Origin of the sequence: Actinomadura sp. NPDC048032, from assembly GCF_040653175.1 — a bacterium.
GTDB classification, from domain to species: domain Bacteria; phylum Actinomycetota; class Actinomycetes; order Streptosporangiales; family Streptosporangiaceae; genus Spirillospora; species Spirillospora verrucosospora.
The window spans coordinates 1-20,967 of sequence record NZ_JBEZJP010000112.1; the positions used below are offsets into that span (position 1 = coordinate 1).

Annotated in this window: 20 protein-coding genes; 14 read left to right on the forward strand and 6 right to left on the reverse strand. The window is 73.4% G+C overall.

The window, feature by feature from the left end; all coding sequences use genetic code 11:
* The coding region (locus tag AB0C69_RS17340) for a hypothetical protein (protein WP_360354406.1) at window positions 1-335 on the reverse strand (335 nt) is incomplete at its 3' end.
* 91 nt (window positions 336-426) lie between these two features.
* Window positions 427-1,017: a TetR/AcrR family transcriptional regulator gene (locus tag AB0C69_RS17345; protein WP_360354409.1), complete on the reverse strand. Its 591-nt coding sequence runs from the start codon at window positions 1,015-1,017 to the stop codon at window positions 427-429.
* An 85-nt stretch (window positions 1,018-1,102) separates the two neighbouring features.
* On the opposite strand from AB0C69_RS17345, the gene AB0C69_RS17350 reads away from it, so the two are divergent.
* Together AB0C69_RS17350 and AB0C69_RS17355 are read left to right on the forward strand one after the other, a co-directional pair.
* Window positions 1,103-2,098 (forward strand): hypothetical protein, encoded by a 996-nt coding sequence (locus AB0C69_RS17350; RefSeq protein WP_360354412.1) that lies wholly within the window; start codon window positions 1,103-1,105, stop codon window positions 2,096-2,098.
* 142 nt (window positions 2,099-2,240) lie between these two features.
* Complete coding sequence (locus AB0C69_RS17355; protein WP_360354414.1) at window positions 2,241-3,503, forward strand: hypothetical protein; 1,263 nt, start codon at window positions 2,241-2,243, stop codon at window positions 3,501-3,503.
* 144 nt (window positions 3,504-3,647) lie between these two features.
* Here the strand turns inward: AB0C69_RS17355 and AB0C69_RS17360 are convergent, their stop codons facing one another.
* A complete protein-coding gene (locus AB0C69_RS17360) occupies window positions 3,648-4,460 on the reverse strand; it encodes a hypothetical protein (RefSeq protein WP_360354416.1) in 813 nt (270 codons plus the stop codon).
* A gap of 175 nt (window positions 4,461-4,635) precedes the next feature.
* Between AB0C69_RS17360 and AB0C69_RS17365 the strand changes: the two genes are divergently transcribed.
* The 6 genes from AB0C69_RS17365 to AB0C69_RS17390 all read left to right on the forward strand — a co-directional run bounded on the left by AB0C69_RS17365 (window position 4,636) and on the right by AB0C69_RS17390 (window position 10,869).
* Window positions 4,636-5,826 carry a histidine kinase gene (locus tag AB0C69_RS17365; RefSeq protein ID WP_345185074.1) on the forward strand — a complete coding sequence of 397 codons (1,191 nt, stop codon included), beginning with the start codon at window positions 4,636-4,638 and terminating at the stop codon, window positions 5,824-5,826.
* Between the two features lie 55 nt (window positions 5,827-5,881).
* Window positions 5,882-6,631: a LytTR family DNA-binding domain-containing protein gene (locus AB0C69_RS17370; protein WP_345185071.1), complete on the forward strand. Its 750-nt coding sequence runs from the start codon at window positions 5,882-5,884 to the stop codon at window positions 6,629-6,631.
* A gap of 84 nt (window positions 6,632-6,715) precedes the next feature.
* On the forward strand, window positions 6,716-7,024 hold the full coding sequence (locus AB0C69_RS17375) for a DUF485 domain-containing protein (RefSeq protein WP_360354420.1): 309 nt from the start codon (window positions 6,716-6,718) through the stop codon (window positions 7,022-7,024).
* Window positions 7,021-8,751 carry a cation acetate symporter gene (locus AB0C69_RS17380; protein ID WP_345185065.1) on the forward strand — a complete coding sequence of 577 codons (1,731 nt, stop codon included), beginning with the start codon at window positions 7,021-7,023 and terminating at the stop codon, window positions 8,749-8,751. Before AB0C69_RS17375 ends, AB0C69_RS17380 begins: the two co-directional genes overlap by 4 nt.
* A gap of 157 nt (window positions 8,752-8,908) precedes the next feature.
* The gene (locus AB0C69_RS17385; protein WP_345185063.1) at window positions 8,909-9,262 is read left to right on the forward strand and encodes a DUF485 domain-containing protein; all 354 of its coding nucleotides are present in this window, start codon (window positions 8,909-8,911) and stop codon (window positions 9,260-9,262) included.
* Window positions 9,259-10,869, forward strand: a complete 1,611-nt coding sequence (locus tag AB0C69_RS17390) for a cation acetate symporter (RefSeq protein ID WP_345185061.1) — start codon at window positions 9,259-9,261, stop codon at window positions 10,867-10,869. Before AB0C69_RS17385 ends, AB0C69_RS17390 begins: the two co-directional genes overlap by 4 nt.
* 122 nt (window positions 10,870-10,991) lie before the next feature.
* Here the strand turns inward: AB0C69_RS17390 and AB0C69_RS17395 are convergent, their stop codons facing one another.
* Entirely contained in the window at window positions 10,992-11,576 is a 585-nt protein-coding gene (locus AB0C69_RS17395) for a DUF2867 domain-containing protein (protein WP_360354424.1), read from the reverse strand.
* A gap of 116 nt (window positions 11,577-11,692) precedes the next feature.
* Between AB0C69_RS17395 and AB0C69_RS17400 the strand changes: the two genes are divergently transcribed.
* Entirely contained in the window at window positions 11,693-12,235 is a 543-nt protein-coding gene (locus AB0C69_RS17400; protein WP_345185056.1) for a helix-turn-helix domain-containing protein, read from the forward strand.
* A gap of 4 nt (window positions 12,236-12,239) precedes the next feature.
* Here AB0C69_RS17400 and AB0C69_RS17405 read toward each other — a convergent pair whose 3' ends face one another.
* On the reverse strand, window positions 12,240-12,797 hold the full coding sequence (locus tag AB0C69_RS17405; RefSeq protein WP_360354427.1) for a maleylpyruvate isomerase family mycothiol-dependent enzyme: 558 nt from the start codon (window positions 12,795-12,797) through the stop codon (window positions 12,240-12,242).
* Window positions 12,798-12,868: 71 nt separating this feature from the next.
* Between AB0C69_RS17405 and AB0C69_RS17410 the strand changes: the two genes are divergently transcribed.
* Genes AB0C69_RS17410 through AB0C69_RS17420 form a run of 3 tightly spaced genes read left to right on the forward strand, consistent with a single transcriptional unit; the run spans window position 12,869 to window position 16,545 of the window.
* On the forward strand, window positions 12,869-13,471 hold the full coding sequence (locus tag AB0C69_RS17410; RefSeq protein WP_360354429.1) for a TetR/AcrR family transcriptional regulator: 603 nt from the start codon (window positions 12,869-12,871) through the stop codon (window positions 13,469-13,471).
* A gap of 57 nt (window positions 13,472-13,528) precedes the next feature.
* Window positions 13,529-14,890, forward strand: a complete 1,362-nt coding sequence (locus AB0C69_RS17415) for a hypothetical protein (protein ID WP_360354432.1) — start codon at window positions 13,529-13,531, stop codon at window positions 14,888-14,890.
* Window positions 14,891-14,913: 23 nt separating this feature from the next.
* Window positions 14,914-16,545, forward strand: coding sequence for a hypothetical protein (locus AB0C69_RS17420; RefSeq protein WP_360354434.1), 1,632 nt, complete (start codon window positions 14,914-14,916; stop codon window positions 16,543-16,545).
* On the opposite strand, the gene AB0C69_RS17425 is transcribed toward AB0C69_RS17420, so the two are convergent.
* A complete protein-coding gene (locus tag AB0C69_RS17425) occupies window positions 16,535-17,824 on the reverse strand; it encodes an SDR family oxidoreductase (RefSeq protein WP_360354437.1) in 1,290 nt (429 codons plus the stop codon). The genes AB0C69_RS17420 and AB0C69_RS17425 overlap by 11 nt on opposite strands.
* A gap of 120 nt (window positions 17,825-17,944) precedes the next feature.
* On the opposite strand from AB0C69_RS17425, the gene AB0C69_RS17430 reads away from it, so the two are divergent.
* Together AB0C69_RS17430 and AB0C69_RS17435 are read left to right on the forward strand one after the other, a co-directional pair.
* Window positions 17,945-18,889: a hypothetical protein gene (locus AB0C69_RS17430; protein WP_360354440.1), complete on the forward strand. Its 945-nt coding sequence runs from the start codon at window positions 17,945-17,947 to the stop codon at window positions 18,887-18,889.
* A partial coding sequence (locus AB0C69_RS17435; protein ID WP_360354443.1) for a hypothetical protein occupies window positions 18,886-20,967 on the forward strand: 2,082 nt, incomplete at its 3' end. The genes AB0C69_RS17430 and AB0C69_RS17435, both read left to right, overlap by 4 nt.

Here is a 20,967-nt window from a genome sequence, read left to right on the forward strand (position 1 = left end):
CCGACCTCCACCTCGACAGGCGCGAGCGCACTCAGCCGGCGACCGACGCCCGCGACAAGCGCTTCGACCTGCTCGCGAGGGATCTCGTCCTCGAACCCGACGATCTGCGTGGTCATGTGCACCCATTCGGCCGGTATGAGATCCAGCCCGTCCACCCCGGCGAGCATGTCCTGGTACCGGCGAACCAGGTCCAGGACCCGAGGCTGCGCGTCCGGCAGGATGTGCCAGAGCAGCATCCGCCGCCCAGGCCGCATCCCCGGCAGCCACCACCAGTGGTCGGACATCCGTTCGGGCATCGACTCCACGGCCCCCTCCAAAGCGCTCAGCGCCAGCATGCCGGACGCACCGCGCAGGCAGGCGACGCCGCCCGCCGGCCCGGCCTGGTCAGTCGGTGGGGTGAGGTGCTCCCCGCCACGGCGAGCGGCGTCAGCGGCGGGGCGCGGCGGCCAGGCAGCTCGTGATCAGGTCGGTCAGCGCGTCGGTCGCGTCGGCGGCGGTCGTGCGCCCGTGGGTGAGTTCGGCGGCGATCGTTTCGGCGGCGCCCAGTGCGCCGGCGCAGCGCAGCCGGAGCGCCTGGGCGCCGAGGCCGGAGTGGGGGGCCAGCGCGTCGGCCATCAGGTCGATGTAATCGTCGAGCAGTTCGTGCTGGACCGCTTCCATCTCCGGGCTGCCCTTCAACGCCGCCGAGACCGCGTTGAGTTCCGGCATGGCCGTGGCGCAGGTGAGGTAGGCCCGGCTCATCAGCCCCGCGACCTCGTATGCGTCAGGCCCTGCTTCCGCCAGTGCCTGCGTCAGCGCGGCCCGGTGCTGCTCGTCGAGCCGCCGGTAGAGCGCGATGAGAAGCCCCTGACGGGTGCCGAAGTGGTCGTACACGATCGGCCTGCTCACCTCGGCGGCCTCAGCCAGCGTGACCAGGGTCAGGCCGTCGGCCCCCCGGTCGCGGACGATCGCCGTCGCCGAGTCGAGCAGTTGCTCCCGCCTGGCCTGTTTGGACAGCCGGGTCGTTGGCGCCCTCATCGTCCTCCCTTGCGTCACGGCACCAGCCTAGGCTACAAAATGTAGGCTACAAAATGTAGCTTAGGTGAGTGAGAGGACTCCGCAGATGAAGCAGCCGGTTTTGATCATGGGCGGATCGGGTCAGGCGGGTTCGGACACCGCTGCCGTCCTGCGGGGGTGGCATCCGGATCTGCCCCTGGCCATCGCGGGCCGCCACCTCGACCGCGCCCGGAAGGTCGCCGGCGGACTCGGCAATGCCACCGCCGTCACCCTCGACCTTCAGCGTCCCGACCTCGGCCTCCCCGCCGAGCAGGACTTCTCCGCCGTGGTCGCAGCCGTGCGTGACTCCCGCCTGTACGGGCTCGGTTACGCCCAGGAGCGCGGCCTGCCCTACCTCAGCATCTCCAGCGGCCTGGTCGGCATCGCCCCGGAGGTCGTCGCCGGCGCCCAGCGCGCGAGTGCCGCTCCGGTGCTGCTGGCCAGTCACTATCTGGCCGGCCTCGTCGTCCTCGCGGCCCTGGACCTGGCCCGGGAGTTCGGGCGGCTCGACGCCGTCCGGATCGCGGCCGTCCTCGACGACCAGGACGCCGGCGGACCGGCGGCGCTCGACGACCTGGAGGGCCTGGCCGCCGTCACCTCCGCCGGCCTGGTGCGGCGGGACGGGGCCTTCACCTGGGTCTCCGGGGCAGAGGCGGAGGTGGGTGTGCCCGGAATCGACGGTGTCGTGCTGCCCGGCCGGCGGATCGCCATCCTCGACGTCCCGAGTCTCGCCCTGGCCACCGGGGCGGGTGACGTCCACTTCGACTTCGCCGTCGGCGCTTCGTCCGGCCGCAGACGCGGCGGGGCGGCTTCCACCGAGGTCCTCATCGACCTGGAGGGAACCGGCCCGTCCGGCGACCCTCTCCGCACCCGCCGCCACCTCTTCCACCCCGCCGGCCAGCGCCCCCTCACGGCCCTCGGCATCGCCCTCGGCGTCGAGCGGCTCCTCGGCCTGCGCGGCGAACCCGCCGGCCCGGGCCTGCACACCCCCGAAGCCCTGCTCGACCCGGCCTTCACCGTCGAGCGGATGACGGCCATCGGAACCACTTTCGCCACCGTGTGACGCTCTGGGGGGAAGGACCGGGAGGCTTGCGTAGCGGGGGTTCGGGTGGGGCTGGATACACCCCCTGAGGGGTCTTTGTTCACCGGCCTTCGGGTGTGTAGGTCGATGGTGTGGAGGTGCCCGCTTTCCTAGCGTCGTGGGCATGAAGATGAGCTTCGTGAGCGGGCGCATTTCGCGGGTTCTGCTCGGTACCGCGCTGGTCGTGTCGGGGGCGGGATGCGCCGCGCGGTCCGGGGGGCATGCCGCCGCCGCGGCAGGGCGGTCGGACGCGGACGCCGGCGGCGGGCGAGGGACGGTGGTATCGGTGACGCCGGTGGTTCGCATGTCGCGGGCACAGGTTCGCGACTACCTGGGCGACGAGGGGTTGACGTCTCCGCGGCCGCGCAGTGGGGTGAGCGGCTTCAAGGTCCTCTACCGCACCGTCTCGGCGACCGGGCGGCCCACGCTCGCCAGCGGTGTCGTGGTTCTGCCCAGCGACACCACCGGGACGTTGCGGGCCGTCAGCTTCACCCATGGAACCCACGCCGGCCGCAGCACCGCCGGTTCGGTCGCCGCGGACGGGCAGAGCAGGATCGCGGCGGTCTACTACGCCGCCGCCGGATACGCCGGGGTCGCCCCCGACTACCTCGGGCTCGGCGAGGGGCCCGGTGCGCATCCCTACCTGGACGCCGAGTCAGAGGCCTCCGCGTCGCTGGACATGCTCCGCGCCGCCCGCGACGTCGCCACCCGGCAGGGCAGAGGCTTGGAGCGGCGGGTGCTGGTCACCGGCTTCTCGCAAGGGGGTCAGGCCGCCATGGCGCTCGGACGCCAACTGCAACGCGGTGACGACCCCTACCTGCGGCTGGGCGCCCTGGCCCCGATCAGCGGCACCTACGACCTGCGACGCGCGCAGCTCCCGGCCTCTCTTTCCGGCGACTCACTGGACCCGCGCGTGTCGGCGTTCAACCTCGCTTACGCCACGGTCGCCTGGAACCGGCTCCACCACCTGTACAAGGACCCCTCGGAGGTCTTCCAAGCGCCCTACGACACCACCGTGGAACAGCTCTTCGACGGCAGCCACGATGAATCGGACATCTTCCCGCAGCTTCCCGCAAGCCCCGAGGAACTGGTGACCCCGCGCTACCTGCACTGGCTCAAGCAGCCTTCGGGGGCCCTGCTGCGGGCGGTCCGCGCCGCTGACGGCACCTGCGACTGGGCTCCGGACGTCCCGATCCGGCTGTACGGCGCGTCCGGCGACGAGCAGGTCACCTACGGCAACACGCGCAACTGCGTCCGCGCCCTGCGCGCCCGCGGCACCCGGCCGCAGGTGGTCGACTACGGCACCGGTAGCGGCACCGACCACTTCGCCACCCTCCACCGCGCCCTGCCCGACACCCTCCACTGGTTCCGCGCGCTTCCGGCCTAGATCTGCCGGAGAAGAAGCGGTGAGGGCCCGGCGTGCGCCGGGCCCTCTGCTGTTCGGGAGCGGCCGCCGTGCGGCGGCCGCTCCCGGTTGGTGACCGCCGCCCGTGGTGCAGGAGTTCTCCTCAGGGAGGACGGTGCTCTGGGTCTACCAGGGAGGAACCATGCCGAAGACGACTTGGCCTCCATGGCTGATGTTCGCCAGGTCCGATGCCAGGCCGATGGTGGCGACACCCTCGTCGTGGACACTGACGTTGCTGTGGCCGAGGACCTCCGCGATGAAGATCCGGCCCCGCACGCCGACGTAGACCCGGCTGTTGCCGAAGGTCCTGGTGAGGTGAACGCGGCCTTCGTTGCGGACCTCGACGCGGACGCGGTCGGCGACCTCGCCGATGAGGGCCTGGGCGTTGGCGACGTGGATCCGCGACGCTCCGGACAGCCGGCCGATGGCCGCCCGGCCTCCGTTGACGACGGTGACCCGCGTCTTCCGCCAGGTGGCGGAAAGGGCGCCGTTGCCGGACACCTCGCCGACGATGGCCAGGCCTCCGCTGACGCGCAGGTGGCTCTGGACGGAGACCTCGCCGATGAGGGCCAGGCCGCCGCTGACATCGACGTAGGTGTTGTCGCGGATCTCCTCGATGAGAGCCAGGCCGCCTTCGACCAGGACGGTGGCGCAGCCGAGGACCTCGTCCACGGTGAGCCGGCCGCCCTCGCCGACCGTGGCGAGGGCCTGGTCGGAGATCTGGCCGATGGTGACCCGGCCGTAGGCGCTGACGCGGGCGGAGCAGCAGACCGTGTCGATGGTGGCCTGGCCGCCGCGGAAGACGGTGACGTGGCCCGAGTGGAGAACCTGGCCGATGGTGGCCCGGCCGCCGTCCAGGACGGCGACGGTGCCGCTGACGGCCCAGAGGTCCACCCTCTCTCCGGGGCGGACGACGATGCTGAATTGACTGAGATCCATTTCGATCCCTCGTGGTGTTGTTTGTTTTGCGCCCTGCTGATGCGAAGGCACTGGAGATGACGATATAGACCTGCGGGCCCCCGCGACGGTGTCGGCCGGCGGGAATCCCGCGGCCGCCGGAGACGGCGGCTCCCCACCGGGCCCGCGTGCGGAGCACCCGGCGTAGGTTTGGCGGATGAGTGTGGCCTTTGCCGTTGTCGCGACGTTGGTCCTTACCTGGGTGCCGGCGTTGGTGTGGGGGCGGCGGCATCGGCGGCGGGGGGACCTCGGAGGGCCGGAGCGGCGGGCGACCTTCGAGACCCTGCACACCGCTTCGCGGGCCGCGCCGGCGTTCCGGGGCGGGTTGACGGAGCAGGGGGCGCAGAAGGCGGCCCGGCATCTGCGGGCGCTGCTCGGGTGCGAGGCGCTCGCCATCACCGACGGGGAGCGGCTGCTGGCCTGGGACGGGGAGCACGACCACCACGCGGTGGACGGGCCCGGGCACGCCGAGGCCACGCGGGGGAACGGGCGCACGCAGGTGCACGACGTGGAGTGCGACCGGCTCGACTGTCCGATCCGGAGGGTCGTGGTCGTGCCGCTCGCCACCGACGACCGGGTGGTCGGGACGCTGGCCGCCTACGGGGAGGACGTTCCGGCGGGGTTGATCCGCGCCGCCGAGGAGGTCGCGCAGTGGGTGGACGCCCAGCTCGAACTCGCGGAGCTGGACCATTCGCGGACGCTGCTGATGGAGGCGGAGATGCGGGCGCTGCGGGCGCAGATCTCGCCGCACTTCATCTACAACTCGCTGACGACGATCGCCTCGTTCGTCCGGTCCGATCCGGAGCGGGCGCGGGAGCTGCTGCTGGAGTTCGCCGGGTTCACGCGGTACTCGTTCCGGCGGCACGGCGACTTCACGACGCTGGCGGAGGAGCTGCGGTCGATCGACCGGTACCTGCTGCTCCAGCGGGCCCGGTTCGGCGAGGAGCTGCGGGTGACGCTGCGGATCGCGCCCGAGGTGCTGCCGGTGGCCGTGCCGTTCCTCTGCCTGCAGCCGCTCGTGGAGAACGCCGTCCGGCACGGGCTCCAGGACCGGTCCGAGCCCGGGCTGATCACGATCATCGCGGAGGACGCCGGGTCCGACTGCGTGATCAGTGTGGAGGACGACGGGATCGGGATGGATCCCGAGGACGTCCGCCGCCTGCTGTCGGGGGAGCGGCCCGAGCCGTCCGCCGACGACGCCGCGGGGATAGGGCTCGCCAACGTCGACGCGCGGCTGCGGCAGGTGTACGGGGACGAGTACGGCCTCGCGGTGGAGACCGGGCCGGGCGCCGGGACGAAGGTCACGGTGCGGGTGCCGAAGTACCGGCCCGGGGTCACGGCCTCTTGACGCCCGGTCGCTCCTTGACTGGAATGTGGCGGACGGCGTGGGAAGGGACGGTGCGGTGACCCTGCGTGTCCTGGCGGTGGACGACGAGGCGCCCGCGCTCGACGACCTCGTCCACCTGCTGCGCGCCGACCCGCGCATCGGCGAGATCGACACCGCCCGGGACGGGGCCGCCGCGCTCCGCAAGCTCGACCGGGCCCTCGCCGAGGGGCGTCCCGTCGCCGCGGTCTTCCTCGACATCCGGATGCCCGGCCTGGACGGCACCGTGCTCGGCCGCGTCCTCGCCCAGTTCGCCCGGGCTCCGCAGATCGTCTACGTCACGGCCTACGAGGAGCACGCCGTCGACGCGTTCGAGATCAAGGCGACCGACTACATCCTCAAGCCGGTGCGGCCGGAGCGGCTGGCCGTGGCGATCCGGCGGGTCACGGAGGCCGTCGGGGAGGACGAGGCCGCGCCGGGGCCGCCGGAGCCGGAGGCCATGCCGGTCGAGCTGGGCGGGGTGACCCGGTTCGTCACGCCGGGGGAGGTGCTGTACGTCGAGGCGCAGGGCGACTACGCGCGGCTCCACACCTCCGGCGGCAGCCATCTGGTGCGGATCCCGCTCGCCGCGCTGAGCGAGCGGTGGAGCGGCGCCGGGTTCGTCCGGGTGCACCGCAGCCATCTCGTGGCGCTGGCGGCCATCACGGAGCTGCGGCTCGACTCGGGGCGCTGCACGGTGGTCGTGGGCGGCGCCGAGCTGCCCGTCGCGCGGCGGCATGTGCGCGAGCTGCGGGACCTGCTCGTCCGCCGGGCGAGGCGGTCGCCCTGAGCGGGCCGGACGCGCGGGACGCCGCGCCCGGGCGGACGCTGGTCACCGGGCCTCTGCCGGGCCGTCCGGCGGCCCCGGTACCCGGTGACGCGGGAGATCGACGAGCAGACCGGGCTCGGCGAGGCCTACATGCGGTCGTTGGTGCGCGCCCAGTGGCGGCTCGCGGCCCGGCTCTGCCTGGTCCTCGCGGTGGTGGTGCTCGGCCTTCCGCTGCTGTTCGTGCTCGTCCCCGCGGTGCGCGAGCAGGAGGTGCTCGGGCTGCCGCTGCCGTGGGTGCTGCTCGGCGGGCTGATCTACCCGTGGTTCGTCGCCTGCGGCTGGTGGTACGTCCGGCAGGCCGAGCGCAACGAGGACGACTTCGCCGACCTCGTCGACCGGGCCGACCGGCCGTGAGCGCCGCGTACGGGTTGGCGGGCGTGCTGCTGGTCGTCGTCGCGACCATGCTCGTCGGCGTGCTCGGGGTGCGGATCTCCCGCACCACGTCCGACTTCTACGTCGCGTCGCGGACGGTGACGCCGCTGCGCAACGCGTCCGCGATCGGCGGGGAGTACCTGTCGGCGGCGTCGTTCCTCGGCATCGCCGGTCTGATCCTCGCCTACGGCGCCGACATGCTGTGGCTGCCCGTCGGCTGGACGGGCGGGTACCTGGTGCTGCTCGTCCTGGTGTCGGCGCCGCTGCGCCGCTCCGGCGCCTACACGCTGCCGGACTTCGCCGAGGCGCGCCTGGAGTCCATGGCGGTGCGCCGCGCCGCGAGCGTGCTCGTGGTGCTGATCAGCTGGCTGTACCTGCTGCCGCAGTTCCAGAGCGCCGGGCTGGTGCTGCGCACGGTGACGGGCGCGCCGGTGTGGACGGGCGGCGTGCTCGTCGCGGTCGTCGTGGCGGCGAACGTCCTGGCCGGCGGGATGCGCAGCGTCACGATGGTGCAGGCGTTCCAGTACTGGCTGAAGCTGACCGCGCTCGCCGTGCCGCTGGTGTTCCTGCTGATGGCGTGGCGGTTCGACGGCGCGCCCGGCCTGTCGTCGGACGTTCCGCCGCGGTTCGGCGACCGCACGACCGTCGCGGTCGGCATGGCGGTCACCGTGGAGGTCACGGCGCCCGTCCAGGTGACCGTGGACGGGCGGGTGGACGGCCGCGCCTACTCCGGCTTCCCGCTCGCGCTGGGGCCCGGGCCGCACCGCTTCGACAAGGACACGTCCGTCACGTTCCCGGCGGGAGCCGACGTCCCGCACGTCAGCGGGCGCCCCGCGACCACCGGCCGGGAGTGGGCGCTGCCGCTGGACGGGCGCGACCACTCCCTCTACGCCACCTACTCGCTGATCATCGCCACGTTCCTCGGGACGATGGGGCTCCCGCACGTCCTCGTCCGCTTCTACACCAACCCGGACGGCCGCACCGCCCGCCGCACCACCGTCGTGGTGCTGACGCTTCTCGGCGCGTTCTACCTGCTGCCCGCCCTGTACGGGGTCCTCGGACGCCTCTACACCCCCGAGCTGCTGATGACCGGGCGCGCCGACGCCGTCGTCCTCACCCTGCCCGGACGGCTCGTCGGCGGCCTCGGCGGCGACCTGCTGGGGGCGCTGGTGACGGGCGGGGCGGTGGCGGCGTTCCTGTCGACGTCGTCCGGCATCACCGTGTCGGTGGCCGGGGTGCTCGCGCAGGACATCCTGCGCGGCGGCGTCCGCTCGTTCCGCGCCGGGACGCTGCTCGCGCTCGCCGTCCCGCTGGGGCTGGCGATCGCGGCCCGGTCCCTCGCCGTCGCGGACGTCGTCGGGCTGGCGTTCGCCGTCGCCGCGTCCACGTTCTGCCCGCTGCTCGTCCTCGGCGTCTGGTGGCGGCGGCTCACCGTGCCGGGCGCCCTCGCCGGGCTCGTCCTCGGCGGCGCGCTCGCGGGCACCGCGGTGGTGGTGACGATCGCCGCCGGGCCGCCGGCCGGGCTGCTCGGCGCGCTGCTCGCCCAGCCCGCGGCCTGGACGGTCCCGATCGCGTTCACCGTCATGATCCTGGTGTCGCTGTGCACGCCCGGCCGGGTCCCGCGCGGCGTCGCGCGGATGATGGTGCGGCTGCACACCCCGGAGTCCCTCGACGTCGACCGGGGCACGTGGCGGCCCAAGCGGGTGTGACCGTTCGTCGCGCGAGAGCGACCGTTCGGCGACGGAGGCGGCCTTTGGCCGACGGTGAACGGCGGCTGGTCGCAGCCCTGCCCCCGACCCCTCGTCCGCCACCAGCAGGATCTTTACGGTTGCGCGTGACCGGCGTCACAACCGAGGAGGGGTGGGCGTGTCCGTCGACAAGAGCGCCCCCGGCACCGTCTATGAACGGTTCCAGGGCAGCACGGAGTTCCAGGAGCTCCGGCGAAGATTCCGCCGATTCGTGTTCCCGATGACCGCGGCGTTCCTCAGCTGGTACCTGCTGTACGTCGTCCTGTCGGGGTGGGCGCGCGACTTCATGGGCACCGAGCTGTTCGGGGCCGTCAACGTCGCCCTGGTGTTCGGGCTGCTGCAGTTCGTCTCCACCTTCCTCATCGCCTACCTCTACGCGCGGCACGCCGAGCGCCGCCTCGACCCCGTCGCCGACGGGATCCGCGCCCAGATCGAGGCCGAGTCCTCCCCGGCCGCGGAGGAGGCCAAGTGAGCAACGAGACCCTGTCGATCATCCTGTTCCTGGTCTTCGTGGCGGCCACCCTGGCGATCACCGTGTGGGCGAGCCGCAACACCCGCAACGCCACCGACTTCTACGCCGGCGGGCGGTCGTTCTCCGGCCTGCAGAACGGCATGGCGATCGGCGGCGACTACATGTCCGCCGCGTCGTTCCTCGGCATCGCCGGGCTGATCGCCCTGTACGGCTACGACGGGTTCCTGTACTCGATCGGGTTCCTCGTCGCGTGGCTGGTGGCGCTGCTGCTCGTCGCCGAGCTGCTGCGCAACTCCGGCCGGTTCACGATGGCGGACGTGCTGGCGTTCCGGATGAGCCCCCGCCCGGTCCGCACCGCCGCGGGCGTCTCCACCATCGTCGTGTCGATCTTCTACCTGCTGGCGCAGATGGTCGGCGCGGGCGCGCTGGTGTCGCTGCTGTTCGGCTTCACCAGCGACTTCGCCAAGGGCGCGACGATCGCGCTCGTCGGCGTGCTGATGATCGTGTACGTGGTGTTCGGCGGGATGAAGGGCACCACCTGGGTCCAGATCGTCAAGGCCGTGCTGCTGATGACGGGCGCCACCCTCATCACGCTGCTGGTGCTGGGCAAGTTCGGGTTCAACCTGTCCAGCCTGCTGAACGACGCCGCCGACCAGAGCGGCAAGGGCGGCGAGTTCCTGGAGCCGGGGCTGCGCTACGCGACCGAGAAGCAGGGCCTGGAAGGCAAGCTCGACCTGATCAGCCTCGGTCTCGCGCTCGTCCTCGGCACCGCCGGGCTCCCGCACATCCTGATCCGCTTCTACACCGTCCCGACCGCCCGCGACGCCCGCAAGTCGGTGCTGTGGGGCATCGGCATCATCGGCGTGTTCTACCTGCTCACCCTGGTCCTCGGCTTCGGCGCCGCCGCGCTCGTCGGGTCCAAGGAGATCGCCAAGGCCAACCCGGCCGGCAACACCGCCGCCCCGCAGCTCGCCCAGCGCATCGGCGAGATCGTCTTCGGGGACGCGGGCGGGACGATCCTGCTCGCGGTCATCGCGGCGGTCGCGTTCGCGACGATCCTCGCGGTCGTGGCGGGCCTCACGCTCGCCTCGTCCTCGTCGTTCTCCCACGACCTGTACGCCCACGTGTTCAAGAAGGGCAAGGCGTCGGAGCGGGACGAGGTCCGCGTCGCCCGCATCTCCGCGTTCGTGATCGGCGCCGTGGCGATCGTCCTCGGCATCTACGCCCAGCGCCTCAACGTGGCGTTCCTGGTCGCCCTCGCCTTCGCGGTCGCGGCGTCGGGGAACCTGCCCGCGATCCTGTACAGCCTGTTCTGGAAGCGGTTCAACACCACCGGCGCCGTCTCCGCCATCTACGGCGGCCTCGGCTCGGCCATCTTCCTGGTGGCGTTCTCGCCGGTCGTGTCGGGCTCGGAGAAGGCCCTGTTCACCGACTCCGACTTCAGCTGGTTTCCGCTGGAGAACCCCGGGATCATCTCCATCCCGTTCGGCTTCCTGTGCGGCTGGATCGGGACGCTGCTCAGCAAGGAGTTCAACGCGGCCAAGTACGCCGAGATCGAGGTCCGCTCCCTCACGGGCGCGGGCGCCGAGCCGGCGGGCGAGCACTGACCGACCCGAGCACTGACCGACCACTGTGAGCCGCCGCGCGGGCGGGCGTCGCCTTCCCCCGCGCGGCCCGCGGCCCCGTCCCCTTCTGCCCCCGCGGGGACGGGGCCGCACCATGCCCGGCGTCAGGCCGGCGCCGTCTCGCGGGCCTTCCACGCGCGCCCGATGGTCCGCATCAGCGCCGGGTACACGAGGGTGTACCGGAACGGCAGGATCGCGGCCATGTAGGCCTTCCCGAGCAGGCCGTTCGGCTTCACCAGGACGGCCATCTGGGCGCGGTGGCCGCCGGAGCCGTCCGGGACCCAGCTGAGGTGCATCACGCCGTGCACCGTCCGGTTGGCCATCTCGGCCGCCCACTCGTCCCCGGTCAGGTAGAGCGGCCGGAATGGCAGCGAGCGGGGGGCGGGACCCGCCGGGCGGCCGCGCAGATCGTCGGGCAGCCGCTCGCGGAGCGACCGCACCCGCCCGTCGAGCCCGGAGTCCTCCCCGTCCCAGCCGAGCAGCCGCCCGAGCCGCCAGCGGACGGCGAAGAGCACCCCGGCGACGCCGGGCAGGTGGTTCTCGCCGGAGGTCATCTGCTCCAGGAGCTTCGGGAAGTCGTCCGGGCCGCCGGCGGCGGGCAGGGCCCACACGTCCTCGAGCCGGAAGTCGGGCGCGATCTCGTGGATCCGCCAGGGACGGTCGGTGTGCGCGCTCGCCGGGAGCTTCATCGCCAGGCCACCTCCTCGGTCGGCGGACGCGCCGTCGCGCCCGCCGCACTCAAATATACGCCACCGTATGAATCGTCCCCGGGAGGGGGAGGCGATAATGGGCCATGCCCGCCGTCATGCGCACCCCACGCGAGAGCTGGATCGAGCAGGGCCTGAAGGCCCTCGCCGCCGGCGGGCCCGACGCGGTCCGGGTCGAGGCCCTCGCCCAGGCGCTCGGCGTCACCAAGGGCGGCTTCTACGGCCACTTCCCCGACCGCAGGGCGCTGCTGGCCGCCATGCTCGACCACTGGGAGGCGCGGTCCGTCGACGACCTGCGCGACCGGGTCGACCGCGAGGGCGGCGACGCCCGCGCGAAGATCCGGCGGGCGGGCATGCTCACCCGGGCGGGCGACCTGCTGCACATCGACCTCGCCATGCGCGACTGGGCCCGCCGCGACCCGGACGTCGCCGAGCGCGTCCGCCGCGTCGACAACCAGCGCATGGACTACCTGCGCGAGCTGTTCGGCACCTTCTGCTCGGACCCCGACGAGGTCGAGGCCCGCAGCATGCTCGCGTTCTGCCTCCTGGTCGGCAGCCACTTCCTGGCCGCCGACCACGGCGCCCGCACCCGGAACGAGGTCGTCGAACGCGCCGGCGCCCTCCTGCTCGGCGACGCCTGACCCCTCACACCGGGGGAGACCAGTGCGGGTCGCGGCCCAGGAGGGCGGCGATGTTGTCGATCGCGGGGCGGGACGGGTCCTCGGCGAGCGGCGGGCGGTAGGCGCCGCCGGGCCCGTTGAGGGGGCTGCCGGGCGCGGTGTTGGCGCGGGCGAGAGGCAGCGCGGCCTCGGCGATCCGGGACGGGACGGCGGCCGTGGTGCGGAGCGCGCGTGCCAGGTCCCAGCGGTGGACCAGCATGTCGACGGCGTGGATGCCGAGCACCCATTCGGTGGACAGGGGACCCAGTCGCGGCATGGTGACGGTCTCGCCCGCCCGTTCGAGCACGGCGAGGCAGCGGGCGGCGACCAGGGCGAAGTCGTCGCGCGGGTCGCCGGCCGGTTCGAGGGGCGGCAGCGCGGTCCGTGCGATGGCCTCGTGGCGCTCGTTCATGTGGCGGACCAGGTCGGTGACCGTCCATCCCTCGCAGGGGGTCGGGGCCTCCATCGCGGCGTCGGGGATCAGCGCCACGTCGTGGCCCGTGAGGGCCACGGCCGTGGCGTCGAGGCTGAGCAGGTCGGTCATGCGGCGTCCCATCGTTGGCGAACGATCGTCCGCCAAAACCATAGCGTACGCCCGTTCGCTATCCTGGCGGCATGTCTCCTCGTCACTCGGCGGCCGAAGCGGCCCGGACGCGCGAGCGGATCGTGGGCGCCGCCGTGCGGGACGCCTCGCGGGTGGGCCTGGAAGGTCTGACGGTCGGTTCGCTGGCGCAGCGGCTCGGCATGAGCAAGGCGGGCGTGGTCGGCCCGTTCGGGTCGCGCGAGCGGCTCCTCATGGCCGCGCTGGACCAGGCCTGCGAGGTCTTCCGCGCGGCGGTGACCGGCCCCCTGGAGGGCCTGCCGCCCGGTCCGGAGCGTCTCGGACGGTTCATCGACGGGTGGGTCGGCTACCTGGCCGACTGCCCGTTCCCCGGGGGCTGCTTCATCACGGCCGCCACGTCCGAGCTGGACGGGCGGCCGGGGCCGCTGCGCGACCGGCTGCGCGAGATCGTCGCGGGCCACCGCCGGGCGCTGGCGGCCGAGGTCGCCGCCGCCCAGGCCGCGCTGCCGGGCCCGCACCGTCCCGCGCAGGAGGTCGCCACGACGCTGACCGGCTTGTCGATGGCGGCCAACCAGGAGATCCAGCTGCTGGACGACCCCGCGGCCGCCGCCCGCGCGCGGGCGGCCATGCGCCACGCGGCGGGGCTGCCCGTCTGAGCCTCGGTAGTCCGTAAACCGGTGGAACCGGGCGCGGGTTGCCGGGAAGGTGGGGGCGTGGGGTACGGAGAGGTCGGGCGGCCGCGTGCGCCGGTCGTCGAGCTGGCCGACCGGCGGGCGCTGGAGCGGTGGCGGCCCGCCGACGCGGAGGTCGTCGAAGCGGCGCGGCGGCTGAAGGAGCGGGCGCTGCTCGAACTGGGGATGACGCACAGCGCCGTCGCGTCGTGGCTCTTCAGCAAGTGCCACCACCAGGTGCCGACCACGGCGGTGGACACGGCGGCCGTGGTCGCCTCCGGGGACGGCTCCTGCCTCCTCCTCTACAACCCGGAGTTCTTCGTGGGGATCGGGAGCGAGGGCGTGCGGTTCGTCCTGTTCCACGAGGCCCGGCACCTCGTCCAGCGGCACCTCTTCGCGGACGCCGACCTGCGGAGCGACCCGGTGTTCACGCTGGCGTGCGAGGTCACGATCAACCATGTCGCGATGGTCCGGCTCGGCGGCGGGCTGCCCGAGATCGGCGGCGAGCCCGTGGGCGTCTCGCCGCGCGGCGTGTACGGGTCCTACGCCGAGGACCTGCGGGGGCAGGGCGTCGAGCCGCTCCCGTTCGAGGAGTGGGTCGAGACCGACATGAGCGTCTACCGGGAGCTCGGGCGGATGCGGAACCCGCCGGGCGTCGGGCGGGCCGTCTGCATCCACGTGCTCGTCGACGCGCTCGACCAGGAGACCGCCGGACGGGTCGGGGACGACGTGCTGCGGAGTGTGCTCCTCGCGGCGCGGCGGGGCGACCGGGTGGCGCGCGACGAGCTGCTCGACCTCCTGCGGCGCACCGAGGGGGCCTCGGAGGGCGTCGACAAGATCTGGGGCGACCTCGGGGCGCACGCGCTCCGGGGCGTCACCTCGGCCACGCGGCGGGTGGAGTGGTGGCAGCGGTGGCTCATGGACGTGCTCGCCTCGAAGCTGGAGGAGGGGGAGCGGCTCGTCTACCCGAAGAAGCGCGGCGCGGTGCTGGCGGCGCTCGGGCACGAGCCGATGCTGGCGCGGCGCGGGCCGCAGCGGGTGAAGTCGCTGGTCATCGCGCTGGACACGTCCGGGTCGATGCCGGACGGCCTGGTGGATTGGCTGGGCGAGCTGGTCGGCCGGATCGACGGGGCCGAGGCCGAGTGGGTCGCCTTCGACGCCTCGGTGAAGCCGTTCCGGCCCGGCGAGCCGCTCCGCGGCGGGGGCGGGACGGACTTCGACGCCGTCCGGCGGCACGCGGAGGGACGGGACGAGCCCGCCGACGCCGTCATCGTGGTGACCGACGGGTACGCCGACCCGATCCTCCCGGCGGACCCCGGGAAGTGGATCTGGCTGATCACCTCCGGGGGCGACGAGTGGCCGGAACGGCGCGGGATGGCGTGCCATCGGGTCCGCCAGGGGTGATCTTTCGGCTACGGTGACGGCTCATGGCCCCCCACCCCAGGACCCGCGCCCGGAACATCGCCCGCTGCACGGCCGGCCTGCTCCGGTTCGCGACGCCCGGCGAGATGGACGCGCTGCTCGGCCATCTCCCCAAGAGCCGCGTCGAGGTCGCGATGCAGAGCTACGGGAGGCCGAACCGGGTCGTCATCGAGGCGCTGCTGCGCCGCGGCCGGCCCAGCGACCTGGACCTGCTCGTCCAGCACGCGGTGCTCGCGGGCGACCCGCCCGAGCTGCTGGGACGGCTGCTCGACCTGGACGACCCCGAGGTCAACGCGACGCTGCTGACCGCCGAGAGCGCGCTCGGGCGCATCCCGCGGAACCTGCGCCGCCAGCTCGCCCACCAGACCTCCCGGCGTGACGGCGTGACGCCGCTGCCGCTGCCCGCCGAGGTGCGGCGGACCCTGCTGTCCACGCGGGGGCAGGAGCCCCTCGACCACGCGCTGCTGTGCGCGGCCGACCCGGACCTGGCCGGGGACGCGCTGCTCTACCTCGGCGCGGGCGCCGATCCGCACGGCGCCGTCCTGGCCTGCCGGACGCTGCTCGACGCGGGCCGGCGGCACGAGGTCCGGCAGCTCGTCGAGGACGGCCGGCTGCCCGCGTTCCGCTGGGGACCGGAGGACTCCGAGCCCAGCGTGCTGGCGTACGCGCAGGCGGCGCTGGCGAGCGCGGAGGGGGAGCGGCGGTTGCGGGAGCTCTCGGAGCGGGTGCGCCGGCCCGAGTTCCTCCGCTCCGTCGCCGAGATCGCCGACGTGGACGGCTGCGAGCCGTGGCGCGGCGCGCCGCTCGTCCGGACGGTGGTGAACCGCCGCCATCCCTGCGTCCCGCGCGTGGGCTGGGACGCGGTGCTGGCCGACGAGCCGCGCCGCAGGGCGGCGGAGGGGCCGTTCCCCCTGCGCGCGGCCCGGTTCGTGGCGAGGCGCACCGATGCCCCGCTCGACCTGGTCCGGATCGTCGTCGCCGACCATCCGGACCTGGCCGCCCTCCTGCCCGACCCCGCGCCCGAGGTGCTCGCCGACCTCGCCGGGGCCGGGGCGGGCGCGGACGTCATCGTCAAGGTCGCCGGGAACGGCTTCGCCGCCGGGACGCTGACCGCCGAGTTCGTCGCCGCGACCCTTCCGGAGGCCGCGCTGCGGGCGGTCGCCGAGACGCTGTGGATTCCGGGGATGCGCGGCACCGCGCAGGTCAGGGCGCTGATCGGGCTGGACGGGGACGTCACCCTGGCGCCGGCGTTCGTCGACGAGACCGGCCACGGGCGGACGCGCCGCCTCCGCGAACCCGGCGTGCGCCGCCACTGGGACCCCGTGCTCGCCTACGGCGAGGCCGCGGGCCGGCTGTTCACGACGGGCCGGGACGTCACCGCCGACGCGGTGCTCGCGGCGGTGGACGTCGACGCCGTCCTCGCGGCGGTGGAGGTCGAGCCGCTCCTCGGCGAGGTCGAGGGCGTGCCCGATCCGCGGGTGCTGCGCCGCCTCGCCGAGCACGTCGACCGGCATCTCGGCGGCCGTCCCGAAGCGTGGATGGTGGCGCTGAAGCTGCTGGAGGACGGGTTCGTCGGCACGCTGCCCGAGCTGCTCGCGACCGCCGGCGCCGTCTCCGGCCCGGCCGTCACCAGTTGACGACCCGGTAGTCCTTCAGCAGGCAGCCGCTCGGCGGGTCGCCGTCGCGCTCGCCGCGCACGATCGGGTGGTAGATGCGGGCGGCGGCGTCGACGACGTCCAGCGGTGGGCGGAACCCGGCGGCGGTCCGGCGCGCCCGCGCGGGCTCGGGCTGCTGGTCGGTGAACCAGCCCGGGTCGACGCTGGTGACGTGCACGCCGTGCTCGGCCAGCTCGGACGCGGTCGTGCGCGTCAGCATGTTCAGCGCGGCCTTCGCCATGTTGGTGTGCGGATGCTCGGCGCCCTTGTACACGCGGTCGAACTGCCCCTCGACGGCCGAGACGTTCACCACGTACCGCCGCGGATGCCGCGAGAGCTCCAGGAGGGGACGCAGCCGCCCCAGCAGGACGAACGGCGCTGTGACGTTGATGAGCTGCACCTCCAGCAGCTCGACCGGGTCGACCTCGTGCACCAGCCGGGTCCAGGAGTTGACCGGGGACGGGTCGGGGAGCAGGCCCGCGACGTCGACCGCTCCAGCCGCCAGCGGGACGGGAAGCGCGGCGGGCGCGGGCAGCGCCGCGAGCTCCTCGCCCGCCAGCAGTTCGGCGTACGACTCCGGCGGATGCCGCAGCGTCTGCGCCGCGAGGTTCACGAGGATGTCGAGCGGCTCGCCGGTCTCGACGAGCGCGTCGCACCACCGCACGAGGGACGGGAGGTCCCGCAGGTCCATGCCGACGACCGTGAGGCGGTCGCACCAGTCGTCCCGGTCGGCGACCTCGGCGAAGCGGCGGCGCGCGTCGGCGGGGAACCGGGTCAGGGCGGTCACGGCGGCGCCGTCCCGCAGCAGCTTCAGCACGAGCTCGAACCCGGCCTTGACCCGCCCGCCCGTGACGATGGCGCGGCGTCCCGCCAGGTCGGCCCGCGCGTTCCGGTGCCGCCGGTGCTCCCGCGCGCACGGCGGGCAGAGGCGGTGGTAGAACGCGTCCGCCTCCCGGAAGTGCGCCTTGCAGACGTAGCAGGCGCGCAGCCCGCCCGTCACCGTCCCGGACGGGACCGCCTCGCGCGGCGGTTCGGCGGGCGCGCCCTCGACGCGTCCCGCCGCGCCGGTGGCGGTCGCCGCGAGCATGCGCGCGTCGGCCGCCGCGCGCCGCCGCCGGGCCTCCGCCCGCTCGCGCTCCCGGGTCCGCCGCACGAACGCGCCCGCCGCCGCCCGCACCCGCGCCGCGTCGGGGTCGCCGTCCGGCGCGTCCGCCAGTTCCGCCAGGACGCGCAGGCAGGTCAGCACATCGTCGTCGCGCATGCGCGCCATTAAAGACCCGCGGACTCCCGCCCCGCGACATCGCCCATCAAGATCACAAAACGGCCCCGTCGCGCCCGAACCGTGAGAAGTCTGTCGCTCCCCGCTGTTAGCGTCCGTCCAATGAAGGCTGCCGATCTTGAGCGGACGCTCCGGGACGACCCCGGCGACCTCGCCTCCTGGCGCCTCTACGGCGACCGGCTGCGGGAGCGGGGCGACGCCCGGGGGACGCTCATCGAGCTCCAGCAGCGCCGCGACCGCACCCGCCCGGCCGATCGCGAAGCTCTGGACCGTGAGATCGCCGCCGTCGTGGACGAGCACCAGCGGAGCTGGGACGCGGCGCTGCCGGAGGGCGCGACCGTCCTGGAACGCCGGTACGGGTTCGCCACGAAGGTCGCCGTCGAATGGTCCGACAGCGCGCCCGTGACGATCGAGCAGGTCATGCAGGCCCCCTTCGTGACCGCGCTGCGAATCGCGCCCTCCGAAACCCAGGAGCGGGACGACTACGAATGGGGGGATCCGTCCGAAGCCGCGCTGCCGGTGCCGGCGCCGTCCATCGACACCGGCGCCCTCGCGACGCTCGACCTCGGCCGGCTCGTCGAACTCGATCTGTCGTACCTGCGCATCGGCGCACCCGGTGCCGAGGCCCTCGCCGTCTCGACGTACTTCCGCTTCGAGGCGTCCGGCGCGGGCGGCTTCGGCCCCCCGGCGGGGAGCGGGCGAACCGAGATCCTCGACCTGCGGTACTGCCGCGTCGGGGACGCCGGCCTGGCCGCCCTCGCGGCGTCCCAGGGCTTCGCCGGCGTCCGCCGCCTGCACCTCCAGCGGAACCTCCTCTCCGCCGAGGGGCTGCGCGCGCTGCATCCTCTCGCCGGACTGGCCGAGCTCGACCTGCGATACAACGAGATCGGCGCGGAGGGGGTGCGGGCCCTGCTCGCCGCGCCCTTCATCGGCTCGCTGAAGCGGTTGCTGCTGTACCGCGACGACGTCGGAGAGGCCGGCGCGAAGATGCTCGCTGACGCCCCCCACCTCCCGCCCGGACTGCGCAGCTACTGGAGGAACGTGTGAGCATCGAGCTCCGCGACGGCTTCTTCGCCCTGTCGAACGGCCGGGCCCCCGCCGAAGAGGCCGACCGCTACCGCGCCCTGGTCGACGCGACCGACACCGAGCCCGTGACGACGATCGACGGGCTGGCGGTCGGCTGGCATCCGACGGCGAGGTTCAAGGCGGTGCGCTTCGTCGACGCCGAACGCATCGACGCCGGTGTGCGGGATCTGTTCGCCCGGCCGAGCGAGAACGCGCCGTACCTCGCCGCGGTCTTCGCCGATCCCCGCGAGTTCTCGTTCCGCACCTTCGAGAACATCCTCCCGCTCGACCACCGGTTCGCGGATGTCCCGCTGGAGTTCGAACTGGCCGAGCGCGACGAGGTCGCCGAGGGCGTTCAGGCGTTCTCGCTGCGGCTCCCCGGCGCCGCCCGGGCCTGCCTGGAGCAGCTCGACTCACTGGACCTGTACGTGCCGCCGCTCAACGCGGGCTCGCGGGGCGGCGACCGGTTCATCTTCCACTCGGCGCTGCTGGCCGAGGCCCTCACCGGCGCGGTGACCAGGGCGATGCCGCGGTCGGCCCTCGACGGCTTCTCGCACGTGAACCCGGTGTTCCGCTGCAACCGTTTCGAGCCGGGCGACGCCGGCTTCCACCGCCACCTGGACACCCCCTACTACGACGCCTCGCGCCGGCACGTCTCCCGCTACACGGTCCTGCTGTACCTCACCGGCGGTTCGGCCGATCCCGCCCTCGCCCTCGAAGGCGGCGCCGCGATCGGGACGATCGAGCCCTTCACCTGCGTGATCTTCGACCAGCGGTACGAGCACGAGGGCGCGCCCTACCGCGACGGCCGCAAGGTCTTCCTGCGCACCGAGCTCGTCTTCACCGATCCGGACGTCGCGCACGATCCCGAGATCGGCGCGCTGTTCAGCAAGGCCTGCTACCTGACCGGCGAGAGCGTCTTCGCACCGGAACTCGCCCGCCACGCCGACGCCTACTACAACCAGGTCGCCGCCGCGCACTGGAACGGCCTGACCACCGGCGCCGGCCGCGAGCCCTTCGTCCACAAGCGGTTCCGCGGTGTGCACTTCGTCGCGAACGGCTATGACTTCTGGTTCGCGAAGAGCGACGAGACGACGCTCGCCGAGTGCGCCGCCATCACGCTGCTCGACTACTTCAACTGCAAGCTCGGCGAAAGAGCCTTCCGCACCCTGTGCGACGCGGAGGTGATCGAGGCCGACGGCACGGACTGGATCCCGGCCTTCCTCAGGGACAGGCGCGGTGGTCCGGCGGTCGTGCCGTTCGACAAGTCCATGCTGTTCCCGGATCCGGAGGCGCCCTGCAGCGAGGACCTGCCCGACTGCGCTTGCCTGATCTGCAGCGGCAGCGTGATCGGCCCCTATTTCGAGAGCGCGCGCAATGCGGAGATCATCAAGCACTACACGCGCGCACAGGACTCCGCGAAGGCCGACGTCATGCCCGCGCCCGTCCTGATGCTCGGCGAGGACGTCCATCTCGACCCGGACATGTTCGTCGTCGAGGGCAACCGCATCCACGTTCTCGGCAAGGAAGCGCCGGCGCCGGTGAACTTCGCCGCCTGCCAGGGCGGCCCCCGATTCCCGGACGCCAAGGACTTCATCGCCTCCGCGGCCGAGGTCGGCGTGGCGCACTTCCTCGTCCCGCCGATCCTGTTCGCCGAATCCGCCGGCACCTACCACCTCAAGTTCGACTTCTTCCGCAACACCTGGATGGTGAAGCACGAGCAGTCCACCGTCTCCGTGCCGATGATCCGTCCGTTCGACGAGGACGAGATGGGCTACGAGTACGAGTACGAGTGCGAATGCGAGTGCGGCTGTGACTGTGACTGCGGTTGCGACGAGGACGAGTGCCTGTGCGACGACGACTGCGAGGAGTGCGGCTGCGGATGCGCCGAAGAGGATGACGAGGACGGCGAGGACGGCGACGGCGAGGACGGCGAGGACGCTCGTCGCGACCTCTCGACGGGGCGCGCCCGAGCCTCCGGCGCAGCCGCCGATCCCGACGACCGGCGCGAACGGGATCGGCCGGTGGGTGATCGGTCCCCACCGCTCCCGCCACCGGGC